The following is a 23,455-nucleotide window of genomic DNA, read 5'->3' on the forward strand; positions in this document are numbered from 1 at the left end:
GTGGCCAAGGCTGTCGGCCCCAACGGATAGTCTTCAATCAGCTTTTCAACTCACCTCATTTTCCGGTCTTTCGTATCGTCCGGCCTTCCCAAAGGACTCGTGGGCATGCTCGTCACCCTCATGCGGCGCTATTCACAGCCGTATCTGCCATACATCGCGGCTGTGGTCATCTTCCAGTTGGCCTCGACCATCGCTGCTTTGTACCTCCCCAGCCTCAATGCCCAGATCATCGACGAGGGTGTCTCCCGCGGCGACACGGACTACATCTGGCGCACCGGCGGCGTCATGCTCGGCGTCGCGCTGATCCAGGTGGCCACCGCGATCGCCGGTGTCTACTTCGGCTCGAAGGCCGCGATGGCGTTCGGCCGGGACCTGCGCCGCGGCGTCTTCCGCAAGGTGAGCAGCTTCTCGGCGCGGGACGTCAACGTCTTCGGCGCCCCCACCCTGATCACCCGCGGCACCAATGATGTGCAGCAGGTCCAGATGCTCATGCTCATGGCGCTGAACTTCATGGTGGCCACACCCATCATGTGCATCGGCGGGATCTTCATGGCCGTGCGCGAGGACCTCAACCTGTCCTGGCTCGTCTGGGTTTCCGTGCCCCTGCTCGTCGTCGTGGTGGGCTACCTTGTGGTCCGCCTCATGCCGCTCTTCCGTTCCATGCAGGAGAAGATCGACCGGCTCAACGGTGTCCTCCGCGAGCAGATCATCGGCATCCGCGTGGTCCGGGCCTTCGTGCGCGAACCCCACGAGGCCGAGCGTTTCGGTGCGGCCAACAAGGACCTCACCGACGTCTCGCTGGAGATCGGTTCCCTGTTCGTGCTGATGTTCCCCGCCATCGGCATGATCCTGCACATCTCCACGGCCGCCGTGCTGTGGTTCGGTGGCCAGCGCGTCGATGCCGGCGAAATGCAGATCGGCTCGCTGACGGCCTTCCTCCAGTACCTCCTGCAGATCCTCATGGCCGTCATGATGGGCACCTTCATGGCCATGATGATTCCCCGCGCCTCGGTCTGCGCCGACCGGATCGGTGAAGTGCTCGACGTCGAACCCTCCATCCACGAAACGCTCACCCCGGTGGCGCCGGCCGCAAAGGCCGGACGCGTCGAATTCCGCAACGTGACCTTCGCCTACCCCGGCGCCGAGGCCCCGGTGCTGAGCAACATCAGCTTTACGGCCGAGCCCGGACAGACGGTGGCGATCATCGGCTCAACAGGGGCCGGCAAGTCCAGCCTGCTGGCCCTGCTGCCGCGGCTCTACGACGCCGAGTCGGGCGAGGTCCTCCTCGACGGCGTTCCCGTCACCCAGCTGGACCGGGCCGAGATCACGCAGCGCGTGGCCATGGTGCCGCAACGGCCCTACCTGTTCTCCGGGACCATTGAGCACAACCTGCGCTTCGGCAAGCCCGAGGCCACGGACTCGGACCTGTGGGAGGCCCTGACGGTCGCCCAAGCCGCGGAATTCGTGCGCGAGAAGAAGGGCGGCCTCGGCTCGCGGATCGCCCAGGGCGGCACCAACGTCTCCGGCGGCCAGCGGCAGCGGCTGTGCATCGCCCGCGCCCTCGTCACCGAACCCAAGGTCTTCCTGTTCGATGACTCGTTCTCCGCCCTTGACGTCGCCACCGACGCCAGGCTCCGCCGGGCGCTCAAGGCCAAGACGGCCGATGCCACGGTGATCATCGTCGGCCAGCGCGTGTCCACCATCGCCGATGCGGACCAGATCCTCGTGCTGGACAACGGCAGGATCGTGGACCGCGGAACACATGAGGAACTGTTGGAAAGCTCCAGCACCTACCAGGAAATCGTCGAATCCCAGCTGAGCGCGGAGGCAGTGGCATGAGCACCAACGAGAAAGTCTCCACCCCGCCGCCCAAGGCAGCCGACACCATCGCGGCCGGAACGGACGCGACCGACCTGACGGACGATGACTTCATCGAGGAGGAGTACACGCCCGGCGAGGCCGACGGCGGCATGTTCGGCGTGCCGGCCAAGAAGGCCCAGCACTTCTGGCCCTCGGCCAAACGGCTCATGGGGCTGCTGAAACCCGAGCGCGCCGGCATCATCGCCGTGCTCGCCATGGTGACGGTCGCCGTCGTCCTCAACGTCATTGCCCCGAGGATCCTGGGCCAGGCCATGGACGTGATCTTCGCCGGAGTGGTCGGCAAGCAGCTCCCGGCCGGAGCCACCAAGGAGCAGTTCATCGAAGGACTGCGCTCCCAAGGCCACAACAACTTCGCCGACATGCTCTCGAAGATGGACGTCGTGCCGGGTACGGGCATCGATTTCCAGAAGCTCGCATTCCTCATCAGCGTGGTGCTGGTGATGTACTTCGTCGCCAACATCTTCCTGTGGCTCCAGGGCTATGTCCTCAACGTGCTTGTCATGCGCGTAGTCCGCACGCTGCGCGATGACACCGAGAAGAAACTCAACAAGCTCCCGCTGAACTACTTCGATACCCGCCAGCGCGGCGACATCCTCTCCCGCGTCACGAACGACGTCGACAACATCCAGCAGGCGCTCCAGCAGGCCTTCGCCCAGCTCGTGAACTCGGCCCTGACGGTCGTCGGGATCGTGATCATGATGTTCATCGTCTCCTGGCAGCTGGCCCTGATCGCGCTCGTCGCCCTGCCGCTCTCCGGCGTGGCCGCCGGTATCATCGGCGCCCGCAGCCAGAAGCTCTTCGCCGCCCAGTGGAAGAACACCGGCGAGCTCAACGGCCAGATCGAGGAATCGTTCTCCGGCCACGACCTCGTCCGCGTGTTCGGCCGCGACGCCGACATGCTGGCCCGCTTCGACGAGCGCAACGAAGAACTCTACAAGGCCAGCTTCGGGGCCCAGTTCGTCTCCGGCATGATCATGCCGGTCATGCAGTTTGTCTCCTACCTCAGCTATGTGGGGATCGCCGTCGTCGGTGGGCTGCGGGTGGCCTCGGGCGCCATGAGCCTGGGCGACGCCACGGCGTTCATCCAGTACTCGCGCGAATTCACCCAGCCGCTGGGCCAGATGGCCGGCATGGCCAACATGCTGCAGTCCGGTGTCGCCTCCGCCGAGCGGGTCTTCGAATTCCTCGACGCCGACGAACAGGACGCCGAGACCGCCACCGAGCACCTCCCGGCGAAGACGGACGGACACGTCGAGTTCCAGCACGTCACCTTCAGCTACACGCCGGACAAGTCACTGATCGAGGACCTGTCCTTCACGGCCGAGCCCGGACACACGGTCGCGATCGTGGGACCGACCGGGGCGGGCAAGACCACCCTCGTCAACCTCGTGATGCGCTTCTACGAACTCAACGCCGGCAGCATCACCCTGGACGGGGTGGACATCACCCGGTTGAGCCGTTCAGAACTGCGCGCCAAGGTCGGCATGGTGCTGCAGGACGCCTGGCTGTTCGGCGGAACCATCTACGAGAACATCCGCTACGGCAAGCTGGACGCCACCGAAGAGCAGATCATGGCGGCGGCCAAGGCCACGTTCGTGGACCGCTTCGTCCGGGCATTGCCGGACGGCTACAACACGGTCATCGACGAAGAAGGCAACAACGTCAGTGCCGGCGAAAAGCAGCTGATCACCATCGCCCGGGCCTTCGTGGCGAACCCGTCGCTGCTGATCCTGGACGAGGCCACGAGTTCCGTGGATACCCGCACCGAAGCCCTGGTCCAGAAGGCCATGGCAGCGTTGCGCACGGAGCGGACCAGCTTCGTCATCGCCCACCGCCTCTCCACCATCCGGGACGCGGACACCATCCTCGTCATGGAGGACGGGCAGATCGTCGAGCAGGGCCGGCACGCCCAGCTGCTGGCCATGCACGGCGCGTACTACCGGCTGTACATGTCCCAGTTCGCCGGCGAGGACGCGGACGCCGCCTTGGCCGATTCCGCGGAGGACGCGACGGCGGTGCACAGCTGAGCGCCGCCGGGGAGGGCACGGCCGCCGGGGACGGCCCCGCCGGGCAGGGCCCGGGCACGGTGCCCGGGCGCCTCGAGGTGGACGTGCCGATGCGCTGGAGCGACATGGATGCCTATGGGCATATCAACAACGTCCAGATTGTCCGGATCCTGGAGGAAGCACGGATCGCGGCGTTCGGCCCGCCCCAGGGTTCCGGGCTGCCGGGGACCGAACCCCTGGTGTCGCTCTTCAACGAAATCCCGGAAGGGACGCTGGCGCTCGTGGTCGAGCACAAGATCCGGTACGTCAGGACGCTGGAGTACCGGAACGTGCCCGCCGTCGTCCAGCTGTGGATCGGGGCGGTCAAGGGCGCCAGCTTCGACATCCACTATCTGGTGCAGGATCCCGTCACGCGGGAGGACTGCGTCCGGGCAACGAGCCATCTTGCCTTCGTGGATGAGGCAACCGGCCGCGTGCTGCGGCTGACACCGGAGCAGAAGGAGCGGCTGGCCCCGTACACCCGAGCCCACCCGGTTCCATAGCCTCTATCCCGGTTCTCGTCACGGCTCCTAGAATGAACAATCCCGACGCATAAGGAGGCGTGGTCGCCGTGAACATGGGCAAAAACATGCATCACTACATGGGCAAGAACATGCATCACAACTTAGGCAGCACCTTGCACCAGAACTTGCACAAGCAGCACACCCGCAAGAAGAAGTGGAACGAGCTCTCGCCGATGTCGCGGTTCGGCACCATTGCCGCTGGCATCGTCCAACTCTCGTTGCTCGTTGCGGCCCAGACGGACATCACCAGACGGCCAGCTGCGCAGATCCGGGGCAGCAAGGCCATGTGGCGGCTTGCCACCCTGGTGAACTTCATCGGCCCGGCAAGCTATTTCACGTTTGGTGTGAAGCACCGGCCTGTCGCGAAGTAGTAGTAGTTGCAGGCCGGCCGCCCTGCATCTACTGGCCGGTAGATTTAGGGCGGCGTTAAATGGGCGCGTTCAGTTTAAGCCTGTAAATTGAACGTATGACCCCAACCAAGAAGCCTGCCCTGCACCGCGCCCTCGGTATCTCCAAGGAGATTGAAGACGCGGCGTGGTTTGTGCTGGGCCCGGGGTTGCTCGGCAAGGCGTCCTCCTTGGACGGCCGCACCAAAACTTGGTCCGTCCAGGCTGCCGCGGAGTTGCTGGAACGCCTCGAACGCGGCGTTCCCGATCCCAAAGCGCCGATGATGACCAACCTGCGCCAGAACCTGGAGGATGCCACCCGCGGGGCGAAGCAACTGGCCGTGGAGTTGCTTTTCCTCCAGTCGCTGCCGCTTGCCCACGAGGTCAAGTCGCTGAAGGTCAAGCGGGCCCGCGTCGCCGAGGCGGCGTCCTGGCTGGAGCCTCCGCTTGAGCTCCCCGACGAGCTCTATGCGGGCATGACGGACCACGGCGTGATCCGGGACCGCACTGCGGAATTCAACTGGACCATCTGGGACCACCTGAAATGGCTCTGCCGATTCGTGCAGCACGTCGCGCAGCGGCCGGGCAACGTCGTCCAGGCCGCGATCAAGGATCCGCTGGCCTTCCACCGGCTGGTCGCCGGGACCCCGGATGACCAGCCGGCCATCCGCCGCAGCATTGAGTTCCTGGTCTGGCCCAGCTACTTCGAACCCGTCGTGGCCGATGTCGAACGGCAGGAGATCCGCGACGCCTTCGCCTCCCTGGTGGGCGGGGCCAAGGGGGACAGCGACGAGGACATTTCGGCGGACATCCACAGGATCCGCCTGCACCTGGACCAGCAGGCCGGGCAGCGGATCGACTGGTACTCCCGCCAGCTGGTGAGCCAGTGGCGGAAGGTCGGCGACCCCGGCCGCCGCGCCTGGCTCCTGCGCACTCACCACGACAACGCCGAGCTGCTGGGGGAGTGGCGGGACCAGGAAACGGTGACGCTCGACGTCGAACACCTCCGCCTGCTGGACCCCGGCGTTAGCGCCGGGCTGGTCCAGAACGCCGTTGACGAAGACTACAAGCACCTCGGCTACGTGGAGCGTGAGGACACCAAGACCGCAGTCTTCGCCTTCCTGAGCGTCATGAAGCCGGGTGACCTCGCGCTCTACCAGAGCTTGGGCAAGGTCCGGATCGGCGTGGTCCTGGGCGAACCGGAGCACGGCAAGGACAACCGCCAGCTCGGCCGCAAGGTCCGCTGGTTCGATGAGGAACACGACGCCACCGGGCTGCCCCGCCACGTGCAACGCCAGCTGACCACTTCCGGCAACATCGTGGACATCACCCGCGTGATCCAGGCGCTCGAGGCGCTCCTGCCGGCAGAAGCGGAAGCCGAGGACGACGACGGCGCCGCGCCGGATGCCGCCGTCGAACCGGTCTGTGACGGGTTCCGGCCGCTGACGCCGGAGTTCGCCGAGTCCCTGCACATGGACCTGGAGCCGCTGCAGGAAATCGCCGAACTCCTCGAGGAGAACCGGCAGCTGGTGCTCTACGGTCCGCCGGGAACGGGCAAGACGTACCTCGCCAAGCACCTCGCCGCCGAGCTCGCCGGCGACACCACGGACGAGCGGGTCAAGCTGGTCCAGTTCCACCCGTCGTACGCCTATGAGGACTTCTTCGAGGGCTTCCGCCCGGACAAGACGGACGAGGGCCAGGTGTCCTTCAAGCTCGTGGCGGGCCCGCTGCGCCGGCTCGCCGAGGAAGCTGCCAAGCCCGGAAACGAGAGCAAGCCGTACTTCCTGATCATCGATGAGATGAACCGGGCTAACCTCGCCAAGGTGTTTGGCGAGCTGTACTTCCTGCTCGAATACCGCGATGACCGCATCTACCTGCAGTACAGCCCCAACGAGCCGTTCACTCTGCCGGACAACCTCTACATCATTGGCACCATGAACACCGCGGACCGCTCCATCGCCATGATGGACGCGGCCATCCGGCGGCGCTTCTCCTTCATCGAGCTCCATCCGAAGACGGAGCCCGTGAAGGGCTCGCTGCTGCGATTCCTCCGGGCGCGCGACCTGGACACGACGCCAGCCCTGCTGCTTGACGCCTTGAACGATGCGATCGACGAATGGGACCGCGATCTCATGATCGGGCCCTCCTACTTCATGAAGAAGTCCGCGCAGACGCCCAAGGGCCTCCGCCGAATCTGGAAGTACGAGCTCATGCCGCTGCTGGAGGAGCACTATCACGGCCAGCTCAACCGTGCCCAGCTCGAGGAGCGGTTCGGGCTGGAACAACTCCTGGGCCGCCTGGCGAATGCCTAGGCTGGCCGGGGATGCCGTAGCGCTGGGCAGCTCGTCGGACCGTAGTCCGTCGGACCGCGGTGCGTCGGGCCGCGGTTCGGCCGGCGCTTCGGCCGGGCGGGGCTCATCCGGACGCGGTTTATCTGGGCGGGGCGGCGCGGCGGTGCCGTGCCGCCACATTGTCCTCGACGAACTCTCCGCCGGCGTCGTGGAGCGGCTTGATCCGGATACTGCGGCCTACATCAACGCCAGCGGCCTGGCGAAAGCCTCGCCGATGGGCATGGGCCTGTACCGGATCGAACCCGTGGGGAGCGTGGGCTCGGTGCGCACTCCCGCCGTGCAGCTGGAGGTGCGGCCAAAGGGACGGCTCGGGCTGAACCGGCTGCTGTTCCTGCTCGGCTACGCGGGGGACCAGGGGTTCCGGGACGATTCGGTTGCCGCGGTGGAGCATACCGACCTTTGGAGCGCACTGGCCGAATCGCTGGCGCAGCTCGCGGACCGGGCGCTGAGCCGGGGCGTGCTGCAGGGGTACCTCATGGTGGAAGAGTCCCTACGGACCGTTAAGGGCCGGATCCGGATGTCGGACCAGATTTCCCGCCGGCCGGGGATGTTGGTCCCGCTGGAAGTCTCCTATGACGAGTTCACCGAGGACATCGCGGAGAACCGGATTCTGCGGGCCGCGCTGGAACGGATGTCGCAGGTGCCGCGCGTGCGGCCGGAAGTCCTCAGCCGGCTGCGCCAGCTGAAGGGAAAGCTCGACGCCGTGACGCGCCTTCAGTCCGGCGCGCCGCTGCCGCAGTGGCGGCCCAGCCGGATGAACACCCGCTACCACGCGGCCCTCCGGCTCGCCGAACTGATCCTGCGGAACGCCTCAGCGGAGGCCGGCGACGGCAAGCAGCAGTCGGCGTCGTTCGTGGTGGACATGGCAAAGGTGTTCGAGGACTTTGTGGGAACAGCCCTGCGCGAAGCCATGGGCGCCTACCCCGGAGAGATGCGGTTGCGCTACAACGCGCTGCTGAACGAGGCCGTCCGCGACTCGGACCGGATTGTGGTCCAGCCGGGGGCCGTCCACTTCCTCGGCGGCCGGCCCGTGATGGTGTACGACGCCAAGTACAAGGCCGCGGCCGACGTCGGCGCATCCCTCTCGGGTGACCACTACCGGATGCTGGCCTACTGCACATCCTTGCGGGTGCCGACGGCGTGGATCGTTTACCCGGGAGCAGGGGAAATCAAGCTGCGCCGGATTCTCAATACCGACATCGACATTGTCGAGTTCCCGCTGGATCTGTCCCTGCCGCCGTCGGAAATCCTGGCCTCCGTGGCAGATCTTGCCCAACAGTCCTGGGGCGAAGTGCTCCGGCAGGCCAGTATCAGCCGGTCAGCCAGCTAGGCGGATTCCTGCTGGTCGGCCACTGTCCGCAAATGTTCCAGGAGCGCCCTTTCCGGCTGGCCCGGATTGTTCGCGACGTGCCACCGGAGTTTCTCCCGGACTTCAGCTTCTTCCGGGTCGGTGCCAGCCAGAACCTCGTCAATGATCGAAGTCGACTGCCGGCGCAGCGGCTCCAAATCAGGGTCCGCTCCGTGGAACTGGTGGGGCCGGACGCCGCGGTGTCTCGTGTGGCCGAGGCGGCGGAACGGCAGAACGGTGGGACCGGAATCTGTGGGAGCGGAACCTGTGAAACTGGAATCGGTTGGCGCGGCAGCCGTTTCGGGCTGTTCGTTGGACATCAGCAAGTGCGGCATCGTGCGCTCTCCCGTGTTTGCAGTACGCGTTGGTACTGACCGAATAATGCCTAAAGCCCCCGGAGTCGAATATTAGCTGAGGCCGTTCAGCCCGCACCGGAGGTGGCCCTCGCGACACGCGGGACTTTGCTGCTCGGCGAAGGTCCTCAGGCGGGTTCGTCCCTGGCGGGGCCCGGGAGGAAAGGACCCTGGAGGAAAGCGTCGAGGCGGAGCTCCAACGCCGATCGATCCTTCATCTCGCACTCCCACACGGTGAGGACTTCCCAGCCGTCGAGTTCGAGCTGAAGCCGCTGGGCGGCATCGCGGTTCCGGGTTCGCGTGCGCTTGGTTTCCCAGAACTCGGCGTTTGCCTGGGGCGCGTGCTGGCCCACCCGGCAGTCGTGGAAATGCCAGAAGCAGCCGTTGACGAAGATGACCTTGCGGCGGCCTGCGAAGACGAGATCGGGGTTGCCCGGGAGTTTGCCGCCGCCCGCGGTGCCGTGCAGGCGATAGCGGTATCCCTTCGCGTGCAGCAGCCTGCGGACCAGCATTTCCGGCTTGGTGTTCTTGCCCCGGATCCGGGACATGTTCCAGCTGCGCCGCTCCGGAGTCAGCTTGTCCGCCATCATTTAAGTCTAGGCGGGTGCTGAGTCTTGGCGGCTGCCGTGGCTGTGGGCGGTGGGTGGCCGCCTTGGCGGCGGGGGCGGCTTTGGCGGTGGAAGGCGCGGCGGGGTCGGCGGGTCCGGGCCGGACCCCGGGCCGGTAGTCGCCGTCGGGGGTTAGATCTCCCGTTCCGGCTGTTCGCCGAGCAGGAAGTGGCGGCCGCTGACCGACGTCGGCGTAATTTCGACGTAGAAGTCCTTGAGCGTTGGAACCCAGGATTTGAGCCCGAGAGCATCCGCGGCGGCGATATCCGCCGACTTGTCGAGAACGCGCGCAGTGCCGCGCAGGACCACGGACCATGCTTCGTCGGACAGGACGCCGTCCGTTTCGAAGAGTACTTTCGAATTGATGGTGAGCTCGGCCAGTTTGTCGCCAGGGGCGGTGCGAAGGAACAGTTTCCGGCCCCCGACCACGTAGTTCACCGGGAAGATGTCAGGTTCCCCGGCCACGGTGACCACGAGCCTGCCGTGTTTGGTGCTCTCAACCAGTTTCCAGGTTTGGTCGTCGTCCAGCTTGAGGATGGGATCGCCGTCTTCGTGTTCGAACATCATGGGTTCATTGTTCTGGGCCGGGCCTGCGCTGGCTAGGGGCTAAAGCACTGGCGGGGGACTACCGGGGTGGTCTGCCGGTATGCGGTGGCCGGAGCAATCCGCCTGTGGATAATTTTGACCGGCAAAATGTGATCTCGGTTACCCTTAAGCCACGATTTGGCTTCAAGCGTCTTGATTTTCTATCGGGGGAGTAGCTGACCATGACATCTCGCACTTCGCTTTCCGGTCCCTGGCGAGCTTGTGCGGTCGCTGTGGTGTCGATTTCCCTGATGTCCGTTGCAGCGTGCACAGGTGGTGGAACTCCGTCTCCCGGATCACCGCCTGCTGATTCGCAAACTCCGTCCGCGTCGTCCACGCCGAGTGCAACTCCCACACCTACCGCCAGCTACAAGCCCGCCGACGCGACGGGCAAAGCGCAGAACGTGCCAGTGCCAGAGTTGCCGGACGCAGCGAAAGCGGAGACGAAGGAAGGGCTGGAGGCGTTTGCGCGGTACTGGTTCGAGCAACTGAACTTCGCGTACGAGACTGGCGCTTCGTCAGGGTTGGACTCCGTCACCTCGACTGGATGCGAGTTCTGCTCAAACATCACGAGCTCATTGAAGACAAATTATGAGGGCGGCCGATGGTTGGTCGGCGGCCATATCGAGACACCCTCAATTAGCACGACCTTCGAAGCCCAGACCGACGGTCAGTATCAGATTGCCGTCCAGGTTCAGCAGTCGAGGATTACCTATTTCGACCCGGGCGGAACGGAATTCAGGAAACCTACGCCGCCATCAGATACAGGCAACGTAATGCTGGCGGCGTTCAAGAATGGCGCGTGGCAAATTACTGCTCTCCACCCGCTCCGGTGAGCGCGTCAGTGTTTCGACCCTGGCTTAGAACTCTCAGGTTGCTCGTTGGCGGGCTAATCTTGGCAGGTTCCCTAGCCCTACCCCTTTTCGCGATGGCTGATGAAGGAGGCATCGATTCCGGATTCGGAAACCAGGGGGTAGATGTTGGCGGTTGGAGACTGGATCCCGCCACCGGCAAATTTGTTGCCCTCCAGCCGGGTGCCACATTCGCGGATCCCTTCCAGTACAAATACGAACTGCAGTGCCACTTGGGCGGAGGCGATTTTGACGCCGACTGTCTCGCTGGCACAGTGGACTGTTCGAGCGGGCCGGATGGTAAGGCCGGCATTCCCGTTGTGTGGTTGAAGGCGCCGGCGGGCGTACCCAACCCGACCTGGTCATTTCACTCCGGTCCAACGTGTCTCTTCGATCCCAGGCCAGCGGACTTGCTGCCCAGAATTGCAGCGATGATTCAACGCGAGTTCCAAAAACTTCCGATAGTTGCAGGAATGTCGACAGCCCAACCCAGCCCCAACACACTCCGGGGAGCCGAGACGAACTTTTTTGCCAGCGCTGCAGATCAGCAATTCGACATCACAATCTTGGCCCAGGCCGTCCACGTCACCGCCAAGCCGGTGCAGTACACCTGGAGCTATGGCGACGGCGCTTCGCTCGGCCCGCAAACGGCGGCCGGTGGGCCGCTTCCGCAGGACCGCTGGGGCGAGAAGACCCTGACGAGTCACGTGTACACCCAGACCGGCGACTTCCCTGTGGTTCTGACAACGCATTTCCAGGGAACCTACTCCGTGAACGGCGGACCGCCCCTGCCCATCCCCGGCCAAGGGCAATTCAGCTCGCCGCCGCAGACCGTCAGTGTCTGGCGGTCGATCACCAGAAACTACGCAGACACGTGCCTGCAGAATCCCCAAGGCCAAGGCTGCCCGGGCGTTGCAGCGCCATGAGTACCGCGGTGGGCGCCGACGGCGGCGGGGCTCCCGCCGTCGTCGTTATTACGTGAGCCGGGCGTCCACCCGTAGTGATCCGAGTCTCACATGGAATAGTTGCAGGCGCCTTGCAGTTGTCGACTCTGGACCCATTCACTGTGAAAGGAATTGCGCATGCTGTTTTCCCCGATGACCCTCGGCGAGCTGGAACTGCCCAACCGACTCGTGATGGCGCCGCTGACCCGCCTTCGCTCCGGCCAGGACGGAATCCCGGGACCGTTGGTTGCTGAGCACTACCATCAGCGCGCCTCGCTTGGCCTGATCGTCAGCGAGGGCACTTACCCGAGCCCGGCCGGGCGCTCGTACCCGGGCCAGCCCGGCATCGTCACCCCGGAACAGATTGCCGGCTGGACGAAGGTTACGGAAGCCGTTCACGCCGAAGGCGGCCGCATCTTCGCGCAGATCATGCACGGTGGCCGGGTTTCGCACGAGGACATCAACGGCGGCCACCAGGTGGTTGCGCCGAGCGCCATCGCCGTCGAGGCGGAGACCCGCACGTACAAGGGCAAGCAGGCGCACCCCGTGCCGCACGCCCTGACCACCGACGAACTGCCCGGCATACTCCGGGAAATTGTCCAGGGATCGCTAAACGCGATCGAGGCAGGGTTCGACGGCGTGGAGCTGCACTCCGCCAACGGCTACCTGCTGCACGAATTCCTGGCACCGTCGTCGAATCAGCGTGACGACATCTACGGCGGCTCCCCGGAGAATCGGGCCCGTTTCGTGATCGAAGTTGTGAAGGCTGTGGTTGAGGCCGTGGGCGCCGAACGCGTCGGTATCCGGATCTCTCCGGAGCACAATGTCCAGGGTGTCACCGAACTGGACGCCGCAGACGTCAGCGAGACATATCGCCTGCTGGTGGATGCTATTGCGCCGCTGAACCTCGCCTACCTGAGCATTCTGCACAACGAGCCCACCGGCGAACTGGTCCAGGACCTGCGTTCACGATTCAACGGGGCTTTCCTAGTCAACACCGGATTCGGCGTCATCACCACCCGGGATGAGGCCATCTCGCTGGTTGCCGACGGCCACGCAGACGCCGTCGTCGTCGGACGCCCGGCCATCGCGAACCCGGACCTCGCCCGCCGCTGGCGAGAAGGCCTGCCGGTCAACGAGCCCGATCCCTCCACGTTCTACGCCGAAGGCGCCGAGGGCTACACCGACTACCCGGCGTACCAGAACTAGGGCAGCGGCACACCTTCACGGCTGGACATGTCCAGCCTTGGCAGCGAAGAGTGGGCAGAATACCCTTCTGCCCACTCTTTGGGTTAAAGAATGGGCATGTCCGGCGTCCTATAGGATCTGAACATGCAACTAGCTTCCTCCGGGAGTCGCCCTGAGGGCCACTACGCGGGCCGTCCCGTCAGCCGCCAGGTCCTCGCGGACCACGTCTACGAAGAGCTTTTGGCGTCGCTGATGGACGGGCGGCTCGAGCCCGGGGCAGCCGTGAGCATCGATGGCACCGCCCGGGAGCTCGACGTTTCCCCCACGCCGGTGCGCGAGGCGCTTGCCCGGCTCGAACACACCGGAATGGTTCGCCGTGTCGCGCTCAAGGGTTACCGGGTGGCGCCGATGTTCACCCGGGAGGACTTCGCCGAACTCATGGAAGCGCGGCTTGCCATCGAGCCCGTTAATGCCCGTTTGGCGTGCGCCCGGCAGACGCCGGCGCACCGTGCAGAGCTGGCCATGGCCGTCGCCGACCTCAAGAAGGCGCCGCGGGGCCCGTCGTTTGCCGAATACCGCGACTATCTGGAAGCCGATGAGCGGTTCCACCGGTTGATCGCGGAACAGACCGGCAACCAGTTCATGGTTGCCGCCTACGCCGCGCTCGGCGGGCAGGTCCAGCGCTTCCGCCTGTTCGGCGGGGTGGGCATCACGGACGCGGAACAGGCGATCGCCGAGCACCAGGCGGTCCTGGACGCGCTGTCCTCGGGCGACCCGGAGAAGGCCGCAGCCGCCATGGCCGAGCACGTGCGGAAGGTGCGCGGCCGCGCCATCGCTGACGCTCCCGCAGAATAAGTCTCCGTCCCGCGGGTGGCCGCAAAAGGCTTACGAAGGCAGCCGCAGCGGACCCCGTAATAACTTTCTTGTGACCCTCTTCACAATTAGATCGAAGACCCTATAGGATCTTCGATTGTGACGGCTATGGTGCCGGCATTGGGAGTCACAAGGGAGTGAAGAGTGCAGACTGAAACTTTGGCCGCAGGGCCCAAGGAATCCGCAACACGCCGCACCATTAAGAATCTGCGGTGGTGGATCCTCGGCTGGGCGCTGGCCGCCGGCATTATCAACTACATGGACCGCAGCGCGATCTCCATCGCCGCGCCGCAACTGATCAAAGACTTCGGCATGACCCGGACGGATATTGGCCTCCTGGGCACCGTGTTCTCCTGGACCTACGCTTTTGCCCAGCGCCCGCCGGCTGGCTCGTGGACAAGCTGGGCGCGCGCCGGATGTACTTCCTGGCAATCGCCGGCTGGAGCATCGCGACCGCGCTGATGGCCACCGGTAGCAAGATGTGGCAGTTCGTCACCTTCCGCTTCCTGCTCGGCATCACCGAAGCCCCGAACGGGCCGGCGTCGGCCAAGCTCACCGCTGACTGGTTCCCACGGGCGGAGCGCGGACAGGCCACCGCCATCTGGGACAGCGGTTCCAAGTGGGGCCCCGCCATCGCCCCGCCCGTCCTGACCGCCATCATGCTCGCCTTCGGCTGGCAGGCCATCTTCATCTTCCTCGGCGTCGCTGGCCTCGTGCTGGCGCTGGCCTTCTTCCTGTACTACCGCGCTCCCGAGGAGCACAAGCGCATCAGCGCGAAGGAACTGGACTACATCGAAAGCCAGCGCACCACCCAGCTCCTGACTGCCAAGAAGGTCTCGTGGCTCGGACTCTTCAAGCACCGCCAGATCTGGGGCATGATGGCCGGCTTCTTCTGCGTCATCTGGATCTGGAACATCTTCATCGTCTTCCTGCCGCTGTACCTGCAGGAAGAACGCGGCGCCAGCATCGCCAGCTCCGGCTGGCTCGCCGCCGTGCCGTACCTCGGCGCAGCCATCCTCGGGATCACCGGCGGCTGGGTCATGACGCGCTACTCGAAGAAGGCAGGCCGCGATCCGCTGCTGGCCAAGCGCCACGTGATGTCCGTAGCCGCGATTGCCGCCGGCATCCTGATCTGCCTCATCCCGTTCGTGGATTCCCTCCCGCTCGCCATCGCAGTCATGACCGTGGCACTGGGCTTCGTCGCCACCATGCAGGCAGCCGCCTGGGCCATGCCCGGCGACATCGTGGACAACTCCCAGGTTGCCTCTGTCGGTGCCATCCAGAACTTCGGCGGCTACTTCGGCGGCGCCTTCGCCCCGCTGCTGACCGGCGTGATCGCCGACGCCACCGGCTCCTACGCGCCGTCATTCGTCATCGGCGGCATCATCGCGGCCCTCGCCGCCGTGGCTTACACCGTGCTGGTCCGCGAACCCATCAAGGACAAGACCGCAGTACTGCAGACAGAAAGCTGAACCGACGCATGAGCACAGCAACAAATGCATTGACGACGACGGCGGTCGCCAACTCGGCGGCCGCCCCGGCGGCGGGAACCACCCCGGCGGGAAACACCCCTGGGGGAACCGCCCGCCCGCCGTTCACCGTGGCCGTCACGGCCGACGCCGCCCGGCCGGACGGAAGCTCCATTCACGGGGACCTGGGGCTGCAGCGGCTCAGCGAGCACGGCATCGGCTGGAACGTCCTGCCCAGCTACACGGACCCGGTTCCGCTGCCGGACCTCGCCGGGGTCCAGGCCGTGCTCTCACTCGGACACATCGCCTTCGATGCACGCACCGTGGACCACGCCCCGGACCTGAGGCTGATCGCAAGATTCGGGGCCGGCTACGAGACCATCGACTTGGACGCCTGCACCCGCGCCGGCGTCGTCGTCACCAACACCCCGGATGCCATCCGGCGGCCGTTGGCAGTTGCGGGGCTGACCCTGCTGCTGGCGCTCTCGCACAAGCTCCTGGCCAAGGACAGGCTGACCCGGACCTCTGATTGGGCGCAGCGCGAGCACTACCGCGGCGCGCCGCTCGTGGGGCAGACGGTCGGCATTGTGGGCTTCGGCAGCGTGGGCGCCGAGCTTGCCCGCCTGCTGGCCCCGCTCGGGATGAACGTTGTGGGCAACAACCGCAGTGGCCGCCATGCGGAGGCCGCCGGGCTCGGCGTCGAGCTGCTGGGCCTGGACGAGCTCCTGGAGCGCTCGGATTACGTTGTGCTCTGCGCCGCGCTGACCCCGGCGACCGAAAAACTGATCGACGCCGCCGCGTTGGCCCGCATGAAGCCAAGTGCCTACCTGATCAACATCGGCCGCGGAAAGCTCGTGGACACGGATGCCCTCCGGGACGCCCTGCGGGACGGCCGGATTGCGGGCGCCGGCCTGGATGTCTTTGAGCCGGAACCCCTGCTTCCCGACGACGAGCTCCTGACCTTGGACAACGTCGTGCTTTCCCCGCATTCCCTGTGTTGGACCGAGGACTTCACGCGGGACGTCGCGTCCAGCGCCATTGCGTCAATCCTGGCAGTCGCGGCAGGGGAGCGCCCTGCCAACGTCCTGAATCCGGAGGTGTTCGTAACCGCGGCTTTCGCCGCGAAGCGCCGGTAATCCCAGATGTGACCTTGACAACACTCGTTCGATAGTAAATCCTATAGGAAACAGGATTCCACGAAGGAGTGAACCCATGGCTTACACAGCCGAAAACTGGCCCATCACCGCAGCGCTCCTGCAGTTCCCGGGAACCGACGCGCAGGGTACCCACGTCAACGACGCCGATGCCTCCGCTTGGGCCGAGGTCCTCACCGAGGTCAAGGAAGCCGGCTTTGCCAACGCAGACCTCACGGACAGCTGGGTCCGTCCCGGCGACCTGAGCTCCGCGCGCCTTGCCGAGTTCAAGCAGACCGCGGACAACGTGGGCATCGGCGTTCCGGTCATCTCGGCCATTCGCCGCAGCGTGATCGAGGAAGGCAACTGGGAGGCGAACCTGGCCTACAGCCACCGCACCATCGACGCCGCCGCCGAACTGGGCTGCGAGGTGGTCTCGTTCGGACTGCACCAGGCCATCACGCCGGAGCAGCAGAAGCAGTTGTGGTTCTGGACCGTCGAAGGTTACAAGGATCCGGTGGGGGACAAGGAAACCTGGGGCAAGGCCGTGACCCGCCTGCGGGAACTCGGCCAGCACGCGGCCGAGGTCGGCGTCCTGCTCTCGCTCGAAATGTACGAGGACACCTATCTCGGCACCGCGGACCAGTCCGTCCAGCTGGTCCAGGACATCGGCCTGGCCAATGTCGGCATCAACCCTGACATCGGCAACCTCATCAGGCTGCACCGCCCGATCGAGGACTGGCGCGAGATGGTCGCCAAGACCCTGCCGTACTCCAACTACTGGCACATGAAGAACTACATCCGCGACGAGGACGTGGCCCGTGACACCTACGTCGCGATGCCGGCCCCGATGGAAAGCGGCCTCATCAACTACCGCGAGGCATTCAAGGTGGCGCTCTCCGTTGGCTTCCAGGGCATCCTCTGCACCGAGCACTACGGCGGCGACGGCCTCAGCGTTACGGCCAGCAACCAGGACTACCTCCGCCGCCAGGTCCTGCCGAAGACCGACGGCTACACCCTCGGCCAGAGCCAGGTGGCCCAAGGCCGGCAGCAGCCCGCAACCACGTCACTCACCAGCGTCTGACACGAGTCGGACCCGGCGCCTGGTGCGGCCGCCAAGCTATTTGGGGGCGGCCGCACCACCCCACCTCCAACTCAGCTCTCTACCCACAGCATTAGTTCTCCAACACGGATTCAATGAGGAACCATGACCCAGATCTTCGATAATCCCGCTGATTTCGCGGATGAGGCACTGGACGGCTTCGTGGCGGCCAACCGCGGCTACGTGGCCCGTGTCGACGGCGGCGTCGTCCGCTCCACCGAAGTCCCGGCCGGGCAGGTGGCCCTGGTGGTCGGCGGCGGCTCCGGCCACTACCCGGCTTTCGCCGGCCTCGTCGGGCCGGGACTCGCCACCGCCTCGGCCTGCGGCAACATGTTCGCCTCGCCCGCGGCCGGCCAGGTCTACCGCGTGGCCAAGGCGGCCAACGCCGGCGGAGGCGTGCTGCTGAGCTACGGCAACTACGCCGGCGACGTCCTGCACTTCGGCCAGGCCCAGTTGCGCCTCAACGCCGAAGGCATCGAAACCCGCACCGTCCTGGTCACCGACGACATCGCCAGCGCCCCGTTGGACCAGATCGAGAAGCGCCGCGGCATCGCCGGGGACCTGACAGTCTTCAAGATCGCCGGCGCCGCCGCAGAGGCGGGACTGAGCTTGGACGACGTCGAACGGCTGGCCATCCGGACCAATTACCGCACCCGGTCCCTCGGCGTGGCCTTCGACGGCTGTACCCTGCCGGGCGCGGAGGCGCCGCTGTTCACGGTCCCGGCGGGGCACATGTCCCTCGGCCTGGGCATCCACGGCGAACCGGGCATCTCCGATCACCCCATGCCCACCGCCTCTGAGCTGGCCGAACTCCTGGTCAGCCGGCTCCTGGCCGACAAACCGGACGACGCCGGAACCCGCGTGGTCGCAATCGTCAACGGCCTCGGCACGGTCAAGTACGACGAACTCTTCCTGCTGTTCGGCAAGATCGAGAAGCTCCTCACCGCCGCCGGACTCACCGTGGTGGAACCAGAATGCGGTGAACTCGTCACCAGCTTGGACATGTCCGGGCTTTCCCTGACCCTGCTGTGGCTGGACGAGGAACTCGAGCAGTTCTGGGCCGCCCCGGCCGACACGCCCGCGTTCCGCAAGGGAAACCTGGCGCCCCGCGCCCGCCGCGAACTCGCAGGCCCGGAAGCCACCGAGACCGCCGACGTCGAACGGCCCACCGCAGCGGCTGCGTCCCTCGGCCAATTGGCGGCCGACCTGCTCGGCCAGACGCAGAACGTGATCGTTGAGCATGAGGAAGAACTCGGCCGGCTGGATGCCATCGCCGGCGACGGCGACCACGGGATCGGCATGCGCCGCGGCGTGGACGCGGCCGTCGCCGCGGCCGAGCTGGCTGCGGCGAACGACGGCGGCGCATCGCCGTCGCAGGTCCTGACCGCAGCGGGGGAGGCCTGGAGCGAACGCGCCGGCGGCACCTCGGGCGCGCTCTGGGGCTCGGCGATCATTGCGGCCGGACAGGCCCTGGGAAACCAGGACAGCTACAGCGGCGAGGACGCGGCCGCCGCGGTCACGGCTTTCGTTGACGCGATCACCGAGCTCGGCAAGGCCGAGTTGGGCGACAAGACCATGGTGGACGCCCTCGTGCCTTTCCGCGACGCCTTCCTCGCCGCGTTCGACGCCGGCACCCCAGTGGCTGCCGCGCTCGCGGCAGCGGCGGAAGCCGCCACTGCCGCCGCGGACGGGACCTCCGGGTTGCGTCCGCTCAAAGGCCGGGCCCGCCCGCTCGCCGAGAAGAGCCTCGGCCACCCCGACCCCGGTGCGGTGTCCTTCGCACTGATCGCCACCCGGATTTCTGCACACACCGACACTTCCAGCACAGGAACCCGGCTCGCTACCTCCGAGCCGACGGAACAAGGAGCACAAGCATGAGCACAACACCAGGCTGGCGGATCGTCGTCGGCAACGATGAAGCCGGCGTCGAATACAAGAACGCCCTGAAGGCCCTGCTCGAAGCCGACCCGCGCGTCGCTTCTGTGCTGGATATTGGCGTCGGACCCGATGACTCCACCGCCTATCCGCACGTGGCCGTCGATGCGGCCCGCAAGATCGCCGAGGGCGAAGCCGACCGGGCGCTGTTGATCTGCGGTACGGGCCTGGGCGTGGCGATCGCGGCCAACAAGGTCCCCGGCATCCGTGCCGTCACGGCCCATGACAGCTACTCGGTGGAACGCTCGGTCCTGAGCAACAACGCCCAGGTGCTCACTATGGGGCAGCGCGTCATCGGGCTGGAACTCGCCAAGAAGCTCGTGGGCGAATGGCTGGGCCACCGCTTCGATGAAAACTCCTCCTCCGCCGCGAAGGTGGAAGCCATCTGCTCGTACGAGCCCGCATACACGAAGGCAGTCTGAACATGACCGAATCAACAGCAACCGCAGCGGCCATCAACGCCGCCCGCAAGATCGCCGTCGTCGGCTCCGGCTACATGGGCGGCGGCATCGCCCAGGTCCTGGCGCTCGGCGGCGCCCGGGTTGCACTCGCGGACGTGTCCGCCGAAGTGGCCCAGAAGAACTACGAGCGGCTCTTGGCCGAATCCGACGAATTCGTTGCAGCGGGGCTCTTCCCGGCAGGCTCCACCGCCATCCTGAAGGAAAACCTCTGGGCCGCCAGGGACATCGAGGAAGCCGTGGCGGACGCGGACTTCATCGAAGAAGCCGTCCCCGAGGTCATCGAGATCAAGCACCAGACCCTCGCCCGCATCAGCGCGGCCGCCCGCCCGGACGCCATCATCGGCTCCAACACGTCCACGATCTCCATCGCTGACCTGTCCGAGCCGGTGACCAACCCGGGACGCTTCCTGGGCGTGCACTTCTCCAACCCGTCGCCCTTCATCCCGGGCGTGGAAATCATCCCTCACGCCGGCACTTCGGCGGCCACGGTCGGCGCCGTCCGCGACCTCGTGCACGCGGCCAACAAGCAGACCGCCGTCGTCAAGGACGTCACCGGCTTCGTGCTCAACCGGCTGCAGTACGCGCTCTTCCACGAGGCCGCCCAGCTGGTGGAGCAGGAGATCGCGACCGCGGAGGACGTCGACACCCTGGTCCGCACCACCTTCGGCTTCCGGCTGCCGTTCTTCGGGCCCTTCGCAATTGCCGACATGGCCGGACTGGACGTCTACAACTTCTGCTACAAGTCACTGCAGACCGAGTTCCCGGAACGGTTCGCCACCCCGAAGATCCTCACCGAACTCGTCGAGGCCGGAAAGCTGGGCACCAAGACCGGCGCGGGTTTCCTCAACGTCCCGGCGGAGCGCACGCCGGAACTGATCGCGTACCGGAACAAGGCGTACGTGGCCATGCAGAAGCTCATCGACGAGCTCGGCCCCGCCCCCATCAACTGAGCCCGCACCTCCCACCTTCACTTCAGGAGCATCACGCATGAGTATTTTCCCCGCCGAACGCACCGCCATCATCACGGGCGCAGTGTCCGAGCGCGGCATTGGCCGCGCCACCGCCAGCTACCTGGCGGCCCAGGGCTGGAGCATCGGCATCATCGACCTTGATGACGCACTCTGCAAGGCGGCGGCCAAGGAACTGGCCGCCGAGCACGGCGTCCAGGCCTTCGGCGCCGGCGCCAACGTTTCCGACGAAGGCTCGGTTCGCGCGGCGATCGATGCCATTGAGGCGGAGCTGCCGCAGATCGTCGCTCTCGCCAACGTGGCAGGCGTCAGCTCACCGGTTCCCTACCTGGAACTCGACGCCGCCGAATGGGACCGGGTGCTGAACATCAACCTCAACGGCGTCCACTACGCCACCCGCCGCGTCGCAGAATCCATGGTGAAGAACAGGATCGGGCGCATCGTGAACATCTCCTCCGTCTCCGCGCAGCGTGGCGGCGGCACGTTCTCCAAGACGCCGTACTCGGTGGCGAAGGCCGGCGTGATCGGCCTGACCCGGGCCACGGCTCGCGAACTGGGCGAATACGACATCACGGTCAACGCCATCTCCCCGGGCCCCATCGACACTGACATCATGGGCGGCACCCTTAGCGATGAACGCAAGGACGAACTCACCAAAGACCTCGTGGTCAACCGCGTTGGCTCCACCCGGGACATCGCAGCAGCGATCGCCTTCCTCATCAGCGAGGACGCCGGCTACATCTCCGGCCAGACGCTGAATGTGGATGGCGGACTCTACATGCACTAAGGAGGAAGCACCGTGGCACAACACAGCCAAACCCCCGCTTCCGGATTCGCAGCCTGGAGCAAGGGACGGAAGATCTACCTCGCCGTCGGGATCCTGGCCTGCCTGGCCGGCGTTCTGATGATGGTTTTTTCGCGCTAGAAAGTTTATCCCGATCGGATCAAGCCCGACCGGATCAGGCCTACCTGATCCGGTCGGGCTTGATCCGGCTGCTCTCCACGCAACTGATTCACTGCACTGATTCACACCACTGAGGTACACCACTAATTGCTCGACGAGGAGTTTATTGATGTCCGTAATAACTACGTCCACCCGGGACCTACTGGAGACACCGGTCCTTAAATCGGCCATCTCCAAGGCCTCCCGCCGGCTCATGCCCATGCTGGTCATCCTGTATGTGGTCGCCTTCCTGGACCGCACCAACGTGGGCTTTGCCGAAGCCGCCCTGGGCGTGGACAAGGGCATCACCGCCGGGGCTTACGCCCTGGGCGCCGGCATCTTCTTCATCGGCTACGCGCTGTTCGAAATCCCGAGCAACCTGCTCCTGACCAAGTTCGGGGCGAAGGTGTGGCTGGCCCGCATCGCCATTACGTGGGGCATCGTGTCCGCCTGCTTCGCGTTCGTCCAGGGCGAGACGTCCTTCATCATCCTGCGGTTCCTGCTGGGTGTCACCGAGGCCGGGCTGTTCCCGGGCGTCATCATGTTCCTGGCCGCGTGGTTCCCCAACAAGGTCCGCGTCAAGATGTTCGCCATCTTCTACCTGGCCCAGCCGTTCTCCCAGATGCTGGGCGCCCCGCTGTCCGGCTGGCTGATCAACATCGGCGACCAGGTGCCCGGAGTCCAGGGCTGGCAGGTCATGTTCTTCGTCGAAGGCATGCTGGCGGTCATCGCCGGTATCGCCGCGTACTTCTTCCTTATCAACAGCCCGCAGGACGCGAAGTTCCTTGACAAGGACGAGAAGCGCGCGCTCCTGGACGTCATGGCGCTGGAGGACACCGTCAAGGAAGAGTCCGGGCCGCACGGCGTCCTGGCCGCCATGAAGAACGGTAGGGTCTGGTACTTCACCGTCATCTACTTCTGCCTGCAGGTCGCCGTCTATGGCGTCACCTTCTACCTCCCGCAGCAGGTGGCGCAGCTGACCGGCCAGAAGGTGGGCATCGCCGTCGGCCTGATGGCAGCCATCCCGTGGTTCTTCGGCATCTTCGCCTGCTACTTCATCGGCAAGGCCGCGAACACCGTGATCCGCCGCCGGGTCTGGGGCACCGGGCTGTTCATCTCCACCGGACTCTGCATCTTCGGCTCCGCGTGGGCCGGCGCCAACCACATTCCGGCACTCGGCATCATCTTCATCACCCTCGCCGTGTGCTCCTTCCTCTCCATCGGCCCCATCGCGTGGTCCTACCCGACGGCGTTCCTCACCGGAACGGCCGCGGCCGCGGGGATCGGCCTGATCAACTCGCTCGGAAACCTCGGCGGCTTCGTCGCCCCGATCCTGCGGACCTCGGTCAACCAGATCACCGCCTCGGACACCGGGACCATGGGCGTCTACGCCTTGGGTGTGCTCCCGTTCCTGGCAGCGGCCATGATGTTCGCGACCCGCCGCTTCAAGAACAAGGCCGACGAGCTGCTGGAGCAGTAAGGCCTCCCAGCCCTCGCCTTCCAGCGC

At 65.7% G+C, this 23,455-nt stretch carries 23 protein-coding genes and 1 pseudogene; 20 read left to right on the forward strand and 4 right to left on the reverse strand.

Annotated elements, in window-relative coordinates; translation table 11 throughout:
- Nucleotides 1–105 precede the first annotated feature (105 nt).
- The 6 genes from AC1DZQ_RS18575 (at nt 106) to AC1DZQ_RS18600 (ending at nt 8,517) form a co-directional block, all read left to right on the forward strand.
- Nucleotides 106–1,839, forward strand: a complete 1,734-nt coding sequence (locus AC1DZQ_RS18575; protein ID WP_476964877.1) for an ABC transporter ATP-binding protein — start codon at nt 106–108, stop codon at nt 1,837–1,839.
- Nucleotides 1,836–3,908: an ABC transporter ATP-binding protein gene (locus AC1DZQ_RS18580; RefSeq protein WP_476964878.1), complete on the forward strand. Its 2,073-nt coding sequence runs from the start codon at nt 1,836–1,838 to the stop codon at nt 3,906–3,908. The genes AC1DZQ_RS18575 and AC1DZQ_RS18580 overlap by 4 nt, the downstream gene beginning before the upstream one ends.
- A gap of 89 nt (nt 3,909–3,997) precedes the next feature.
- On the forward strand, nt 3,998–4,429 hold the full coding sequence (locus AC1DZQ_RS18585) for an acyl-CoA thioesterase (protein ID WP_476964926.1): 432 nt from the start codon (nt 3,998–4,000) through the stop codon (nt 4,427–4,429).
- A 59-nt stretch (nt 4,430–4,488) separates the two neighbouring features.
- The gene (locus AC1DZQ_RS18590) at nt 4,489–4,821 is read left to right on the forward strand and encodes a hypothetical protein (protein WP_476964879.1); all 333 of its coding nucleotides are present in this window, start codon (nt 4,489–4,491) and stop codon (nt 4,819–4,821) included.
- A gap of 95 nt (nt 4,822–4,916) precedes the next feature.
- A complete protein-coding gene (locus tag AC1DZQ_RS18595; RefSeq protein ID WP_476964880.1) occupies nt 4,917–7,148 on the forward strand; it encodes an McrB family protein in 2,232 nt (743 codons plus the stop codon).
- Nucleotides 7,141–8,517: a 5-methylcytosine restriction system specificity protein McrC gene (locus AC1DZQ_RS18600; RefSeq protein WP_476964881.1), complete on the forward strand. Its 1,377-nt coding sequence runs from the start codon at nt 7,141–7,143 to the stop codon at nt 8,515–8,517. Before AC1DZQ_RS18595 ends, AC1DZQ_RS18600 begins: the two co-directional genes overlap by 8 nt.
- On the opposite strand, the gene AC1DZQ_RS18605 is transcribed toward AC1DZQ_RS18600, so the two are convergent.
- The 3 genes from AC1DZQ_RS18605 to AC1DZQ_RS18615 all read right to left on the reverse strand — a co-directional run bounded on the left by AC1DZQ_RS18605 (nt 8,514) and on the right by AC1DZQ_RS18615 (nt 10,063).
- Complete coding sequence (locus AC1DZQ_RS18605; protein WP_476964882.1) at nt 8,514–8,855, reverse strand: hypothetical protein; 342 nt, start codon at nt 8,853–8,855, stop codon at nt 8,514–8,516. The two genes, AC1DZQ_RS18600 and AC1DZQ_RS18605, sit on opposite strands and share 4 nt — an antisense overlap.
- Before the next feature lie 161 nt (nt 8,856–9,016).
- Nucleotides 9,017–9,475 carry a very short patch repair endonuclease gene (locus AC1DZQ_RS18610; RefSeq protein WP_476964883.1) on the reverse strand — a complete coding sequence of 153 codons (459 nt, stop codon included), beginning with the start codon at nt 9,473–9,475 and terminating at the stop codon, nt 9,017–9,019.
- A gap of 153 nt (nt 9,476–9,628) precedes the next feature.
- Nucleotides 9,629–10,063 carry a pyridoxamine 5'-phosphate oxidase family protein gene (locus tag AC1DZQ_RS18615; RefSeq protein ID WP_476964884.1) on the reverse strand — a complete coding sequence of 145 codons (435 nt, stop codon included), beginning with the start codon at nt 10,061–10,063 and terminating at the stop codon, nt 9,629–9,631.
- Nucleotides 10,064–10,332: 269 nt separating this feature from the next.
- Between AC1DZQ_RS18615 and AC1DZQ_RS18620 the strand changes: the two genes are divergently transcribed.
- The gene (locus AC1DZQ_RS18620; protein ID WP_476964885.1) at nt 10,333–10,917 is read left to right on the forward strand and encodes a DUF6318 family protein; all 585 of its coding nucleotides are present in this window, start codon (nt 10,333–10,335) and stop codon (nt 10,915–10,917) included.
- 77 nt (nt 10,918–10,994) lie between these two features.
- Here AC1DZQ_RS18620 and AC1DZQ_RS18625 read toward each other — a convergent pair whose 3' ends face one another.
- Complete coding sequence (locus AC1DZQ_RS18625; RefSeq protein WP_476964886.1) at nt 10,995–11,165, reverse strand: hypothetical protein; 171 nt, start codon at nt 11,163–11,165, stop codon at nt 10,995–10,997.
- 240 nt (nt 11,166–11,405) lie between these two features.
- Between AC1DZQ_RS18625 and AC1DZQ_RS18630 the strand changes: the two genes are divergently transcribed.
- From AC1DZQ_RS18630 to AC1DZQ_RS18690, 13 genes and pseudogenes are all read left to right on the forward strand, one after another.
- Nucleotides 11,406–11,858: a PKD domain-containing protein gene (locus tag AC1DZQ_RS18630; protein ID WP_476964887.1), complete on the forward strand. Its 453-nt coding sequence runs from the start codon at nt 11,406–11,408 to the stop codon at nt 11,856–11,858.
- A 156-nt stretch (nt 11,859–12,014) separates the two neighbouring features.
- The gene (locus AC1DZQ_RS18635) at nt 12,015–13,085 is read left to right on the forward strand and encodes an alkene reductase (RefSeq protein WP_476964888.1); all 1,071 of its coding nucleotides are present in this window, start codon (nt 12,015–12,017) and stop codon (nt 13,083–13,085) included.
- A gap of 123 nt (nt 13,086–13,208) precedes the next feature.
- Nucleotides 13,209–13,919, forward strand: coding sequence for a GntR family transcriptional regulator (locus AC1DZQ_RS18640; RefSeq protein WP_476964889.1), 711 nt, complete (start codon nt 13,209–13,211; stop codon nt 13,917–13,919).
- A gap of 276 nt (nt 13,920–14,195) precedes the next feature.
- A pseudogene (locus AC1DZQ_RS18645) lies at nt 14,196–14,938 on the forward strand (MFS transporter); the annotation flags it as partial.
- Nucleotides 14,930–15,409 carry an MFS transporter gene (locus AC1DZQ_RS18650; protein ID WP_476964927.1) on the forward strand — a complete coding sequence of 160 codons (480 nt, stop codon included), beginning with the start codon at nt 14,930–14,932 and terminating at the stop codon, nt 15,407–15,409. The pseudogene AC1DZQ_RS18645 and the gene AC1DZQ_RS18650, both read left to right, overlap by 9 nt.
- A gap of 8 nt (nt 15,410–15,417) precedes the next feature.
- Complete coding sequence (locus tag AC1DZQ_RS18655) at nt 15,418–16,542, forward strand: 2-hydroxyacid dehydrogenase (RefSeq protein ID WP_476964890.1); 1,125 nt, start codon at nt 15,418–15,420, stop codon at nt 16,540–16,542.
- A 76-nt stretch (nt 16,543–16,618) separates the two neighbouring features.
- Nucleotides 16,619–17,623, forward strand: a complete 1,005-nt coding sequence (locus AC1DZQ_RS18660) for a sugar phosphate isomerase/epimerase family protein (RefSeq protein WP_476964891.1) — start codon at nt 16,619–16,621, stop codon at nt 17,621–17,623.
- 123 nt (nt 17,624–17,746) lie between these two features.
- The gene (dhaL, locus tag AC1DZQ_RS18665; protein WP_476964892.1) at nt 17,747–19,519 is read left to right on the forward strand and encodes a dihydroxyacetone kinase subunit DhaL; all 1,773 of its coding nucleotides are present in this window, start codon (nt 17,747–17,749) and stop codon (nt 19,517–19,519) included.
- Nucleotides 19,516–19,998, forward strand: a complete 483-nt coding sequence (locus tag AC1DZQ_RS18670; protein ID WP_476964893.1) for a ribose-5-phosphate isomerase — start codon at nt 19,516–19,518, stop codon at nt 19,996–19,998. Before dhaL ends, AC1DZQ_RS18670 begins: the two co-directional genes overlap by 4 nt.
- 2 nt (nt 19,999–20,000) lie before the next feature.
- Nucleotides 20,001–20,987, forward strand: coding sequence for a 3-hydroxyacyl-CoA dehydrogenase family protein (locus AC1DZQ_RS18675; protein ID WP_476964894.1), 987 nt, complete (start codon nt 20,001–20,003; stop codon nt 20,985–20,987).
- 37 nt (nt 20,988–21,024) lie between these two features.
- Complete coding sequence (locus tag AC1DZQ_RS18680; RefSeq protein WP_476964895.1) at nt 21,025–21,792, forward strand: SDR family NAD(P)-dependent oxidoreductase; 768 nt, start codon at nt 21,025–21,027, stop codon at nt 21,790–21,792.
- Nucleotides 21,793–21,804: 12 nt separating this feature from the next.
- Nucleotides 21,805–21,930 (forward strand): hypothetical protein, encoded by a 126-nt coding sequence (locus tag AC1DZQ_RS18685; protein ID WP_476964896.1) that lies wholly within the window; start codon nt 21,805–21,807, stop codon nt 21,928–21,930.
- A 148-nt stretch (nt 21,931–22,078) separates the two neighbouring features.
- Nucleotides 22,079–23,428 (forward strand): MFS transporter, encoded by a 1,350-nt coding sequence (locus AC1DZQ_RS18690; RefSeq protein ID WP_476964897.1) that lies wholly within the window; start codon nt 22,079–22,081, stop codon nt 23,426–23,428.
- The last annotated feature ends 27 nt before the right edge of the window (nt 23,429–23,455 follow it).

The organism is Arthrobacter sp. P1_C12_2, assembly GCF_056406415.1.

What these genes read in the sequence shown, in the direction of transcription:
- AC1DZQ_RS18670 (WP_476964893.1), top strand. Translation starts at nt 19,516, where the DNA reads ATGAGCACAACACCAGGCTGGCGGATCGTCGTCGGCAACGATGAAGCC.
- AC1DZQ_RS18605 (WP_476964882.1), bottom strand. Translation starts at nt 8,855, where the DNA reads ATGTCCAACGAACAGCCCGAAACGGCTGCCGCGCCAACCGATTCCAGT.
- AC1DZQ_RS18660 (WP_476964891.1), top strand. Translation starts at nt 16,619, where the DNA reads ATGGCTTACACAGCCGAAAACTGGCCCATCACCGCAGCGCTCCTGCAG.
- AC1DZQ_RS18595 (WP_476964880.1), top strand. Translation starts at nt 4,917, where the DNA reads ATGACCCCAACCAAGAAGCCTGCCCTGCACCGCGCCCTCGGTATCTCC.
- AC1DZQ_RS18610 (WP_476964883.1), bottom strand. Translation starts at nt 9,475, where the DNA reads ATGGCGGACAAGCTGACTCCGGAGCGGCGCAGCTGGAACATGTCCCGG.
- AC1DZQ_RS18640 (WP_476964889.1), top strand. Translation starts at nt 13,209, where the DNA reads ATGCAACTAGCTTCCTCCGGGAGTCGCCCTGAGGGCCACTACGCGGGC.
- AC1DZQ_RS18675 (WP_476964894.1), top strand. Translation starts at nt 20,001, where the DNA reads ATGACCGAATCAACAGCAACCGCAGCGGCCATCAACGCCGCCCGCAAG.
- AC1DZQ_RS18630 (WP_476964887.1), top strand. Translation starts at nt 11,406, where the DNA reads ATGTCGACAGCCCAACCCAGCCCCAACACACTCCGGGGAGCCGAGACG.
- AC1DZQ_RS18585 (WP_476964926.1), top strand. Translation starts at nt 3,998, where the DNA reads ATGCGCTGGAGCGACATGGATGCCTATGGGCATATCAACAACGTCCAG.
- AC1DZQ_RS18680 (WP_476964895.1), top strand. Translation starts at nt 21,025, where the DNA reads ATGAGTATTTTCCCCGCCGAACGCACCGCCATCATCACGGGCGCAGTG.
- AC1DZQ_RS18580 (WP_476964878.1), top strand. Translation starts at nt 1,836, where the DNA reads ATGAGCACCAACGAGAAAGTCTCCACCCCGCCGCCCAAGGCAGCCGAC.
- AC1DZQ_RS18620 (WP_476964885.1), top strand. Translation starts at nt 10,333, where the DNA reads ATGTCCGTTGCAGCGTGCACAGGTGGTGGAACTCCGTCTCCCGGATCA.
- AC1DZQ_RS18635 (WP_476964888.1), top strand. Translation starts at nt 12,015, where the DNA reads ATGCTGTTTTCCCCGATGACCCTCGGCGAGCTGGAACTGCCCAACCGA.
- dhaL (WP_476964892.1), top strand. Translation starts at nt 17,747, where the DNA reads ATGACCCAGATCTTCGATAATCCCGCTGATTTCGCGGATGAGGCACTG.
- AC1DZQ_RS18655 (WP_476964890.1), top strand. Translation starts at nt 15,418, where the DNA reads ATGAGCACAGCAACAAATGCATTGACGACGACGGCGGTCGCCAACTCG.
- AC1DZQ_RS18615 (WP_476964884.1), bottom strand. Translation starts at nt 10,063, where the DNA reads ATGATGTTCGAACACGAAGACGGCGATCCCATCCTCAAGCTGGACGAC.
- AC1DZQ_RS18575 (WP_476964877.1), top strand. Translation starts at nt 106, where the DNA reads ATGCTCGTCACCCTCATGCGGCGCTATTCACAGCCGTATCTGCCATAC.
- AC1DZQ_RS18600 (WP_476964881.1), top strand. Translation starts at nt 7,141, where the DNA reads ATGCCTAGGCTGGCCGGGGATGCCGTAGCGCTGGGCAGCTCGTCGGAC.
- AC1DZQ_RS18690 (WP_476964897.1), top strand. Translation starts at nt 22,079, where the DNA reads ATGTCCGTAATAACTACGTCCACCCGGGACCTACTGGAGACACCGGTC.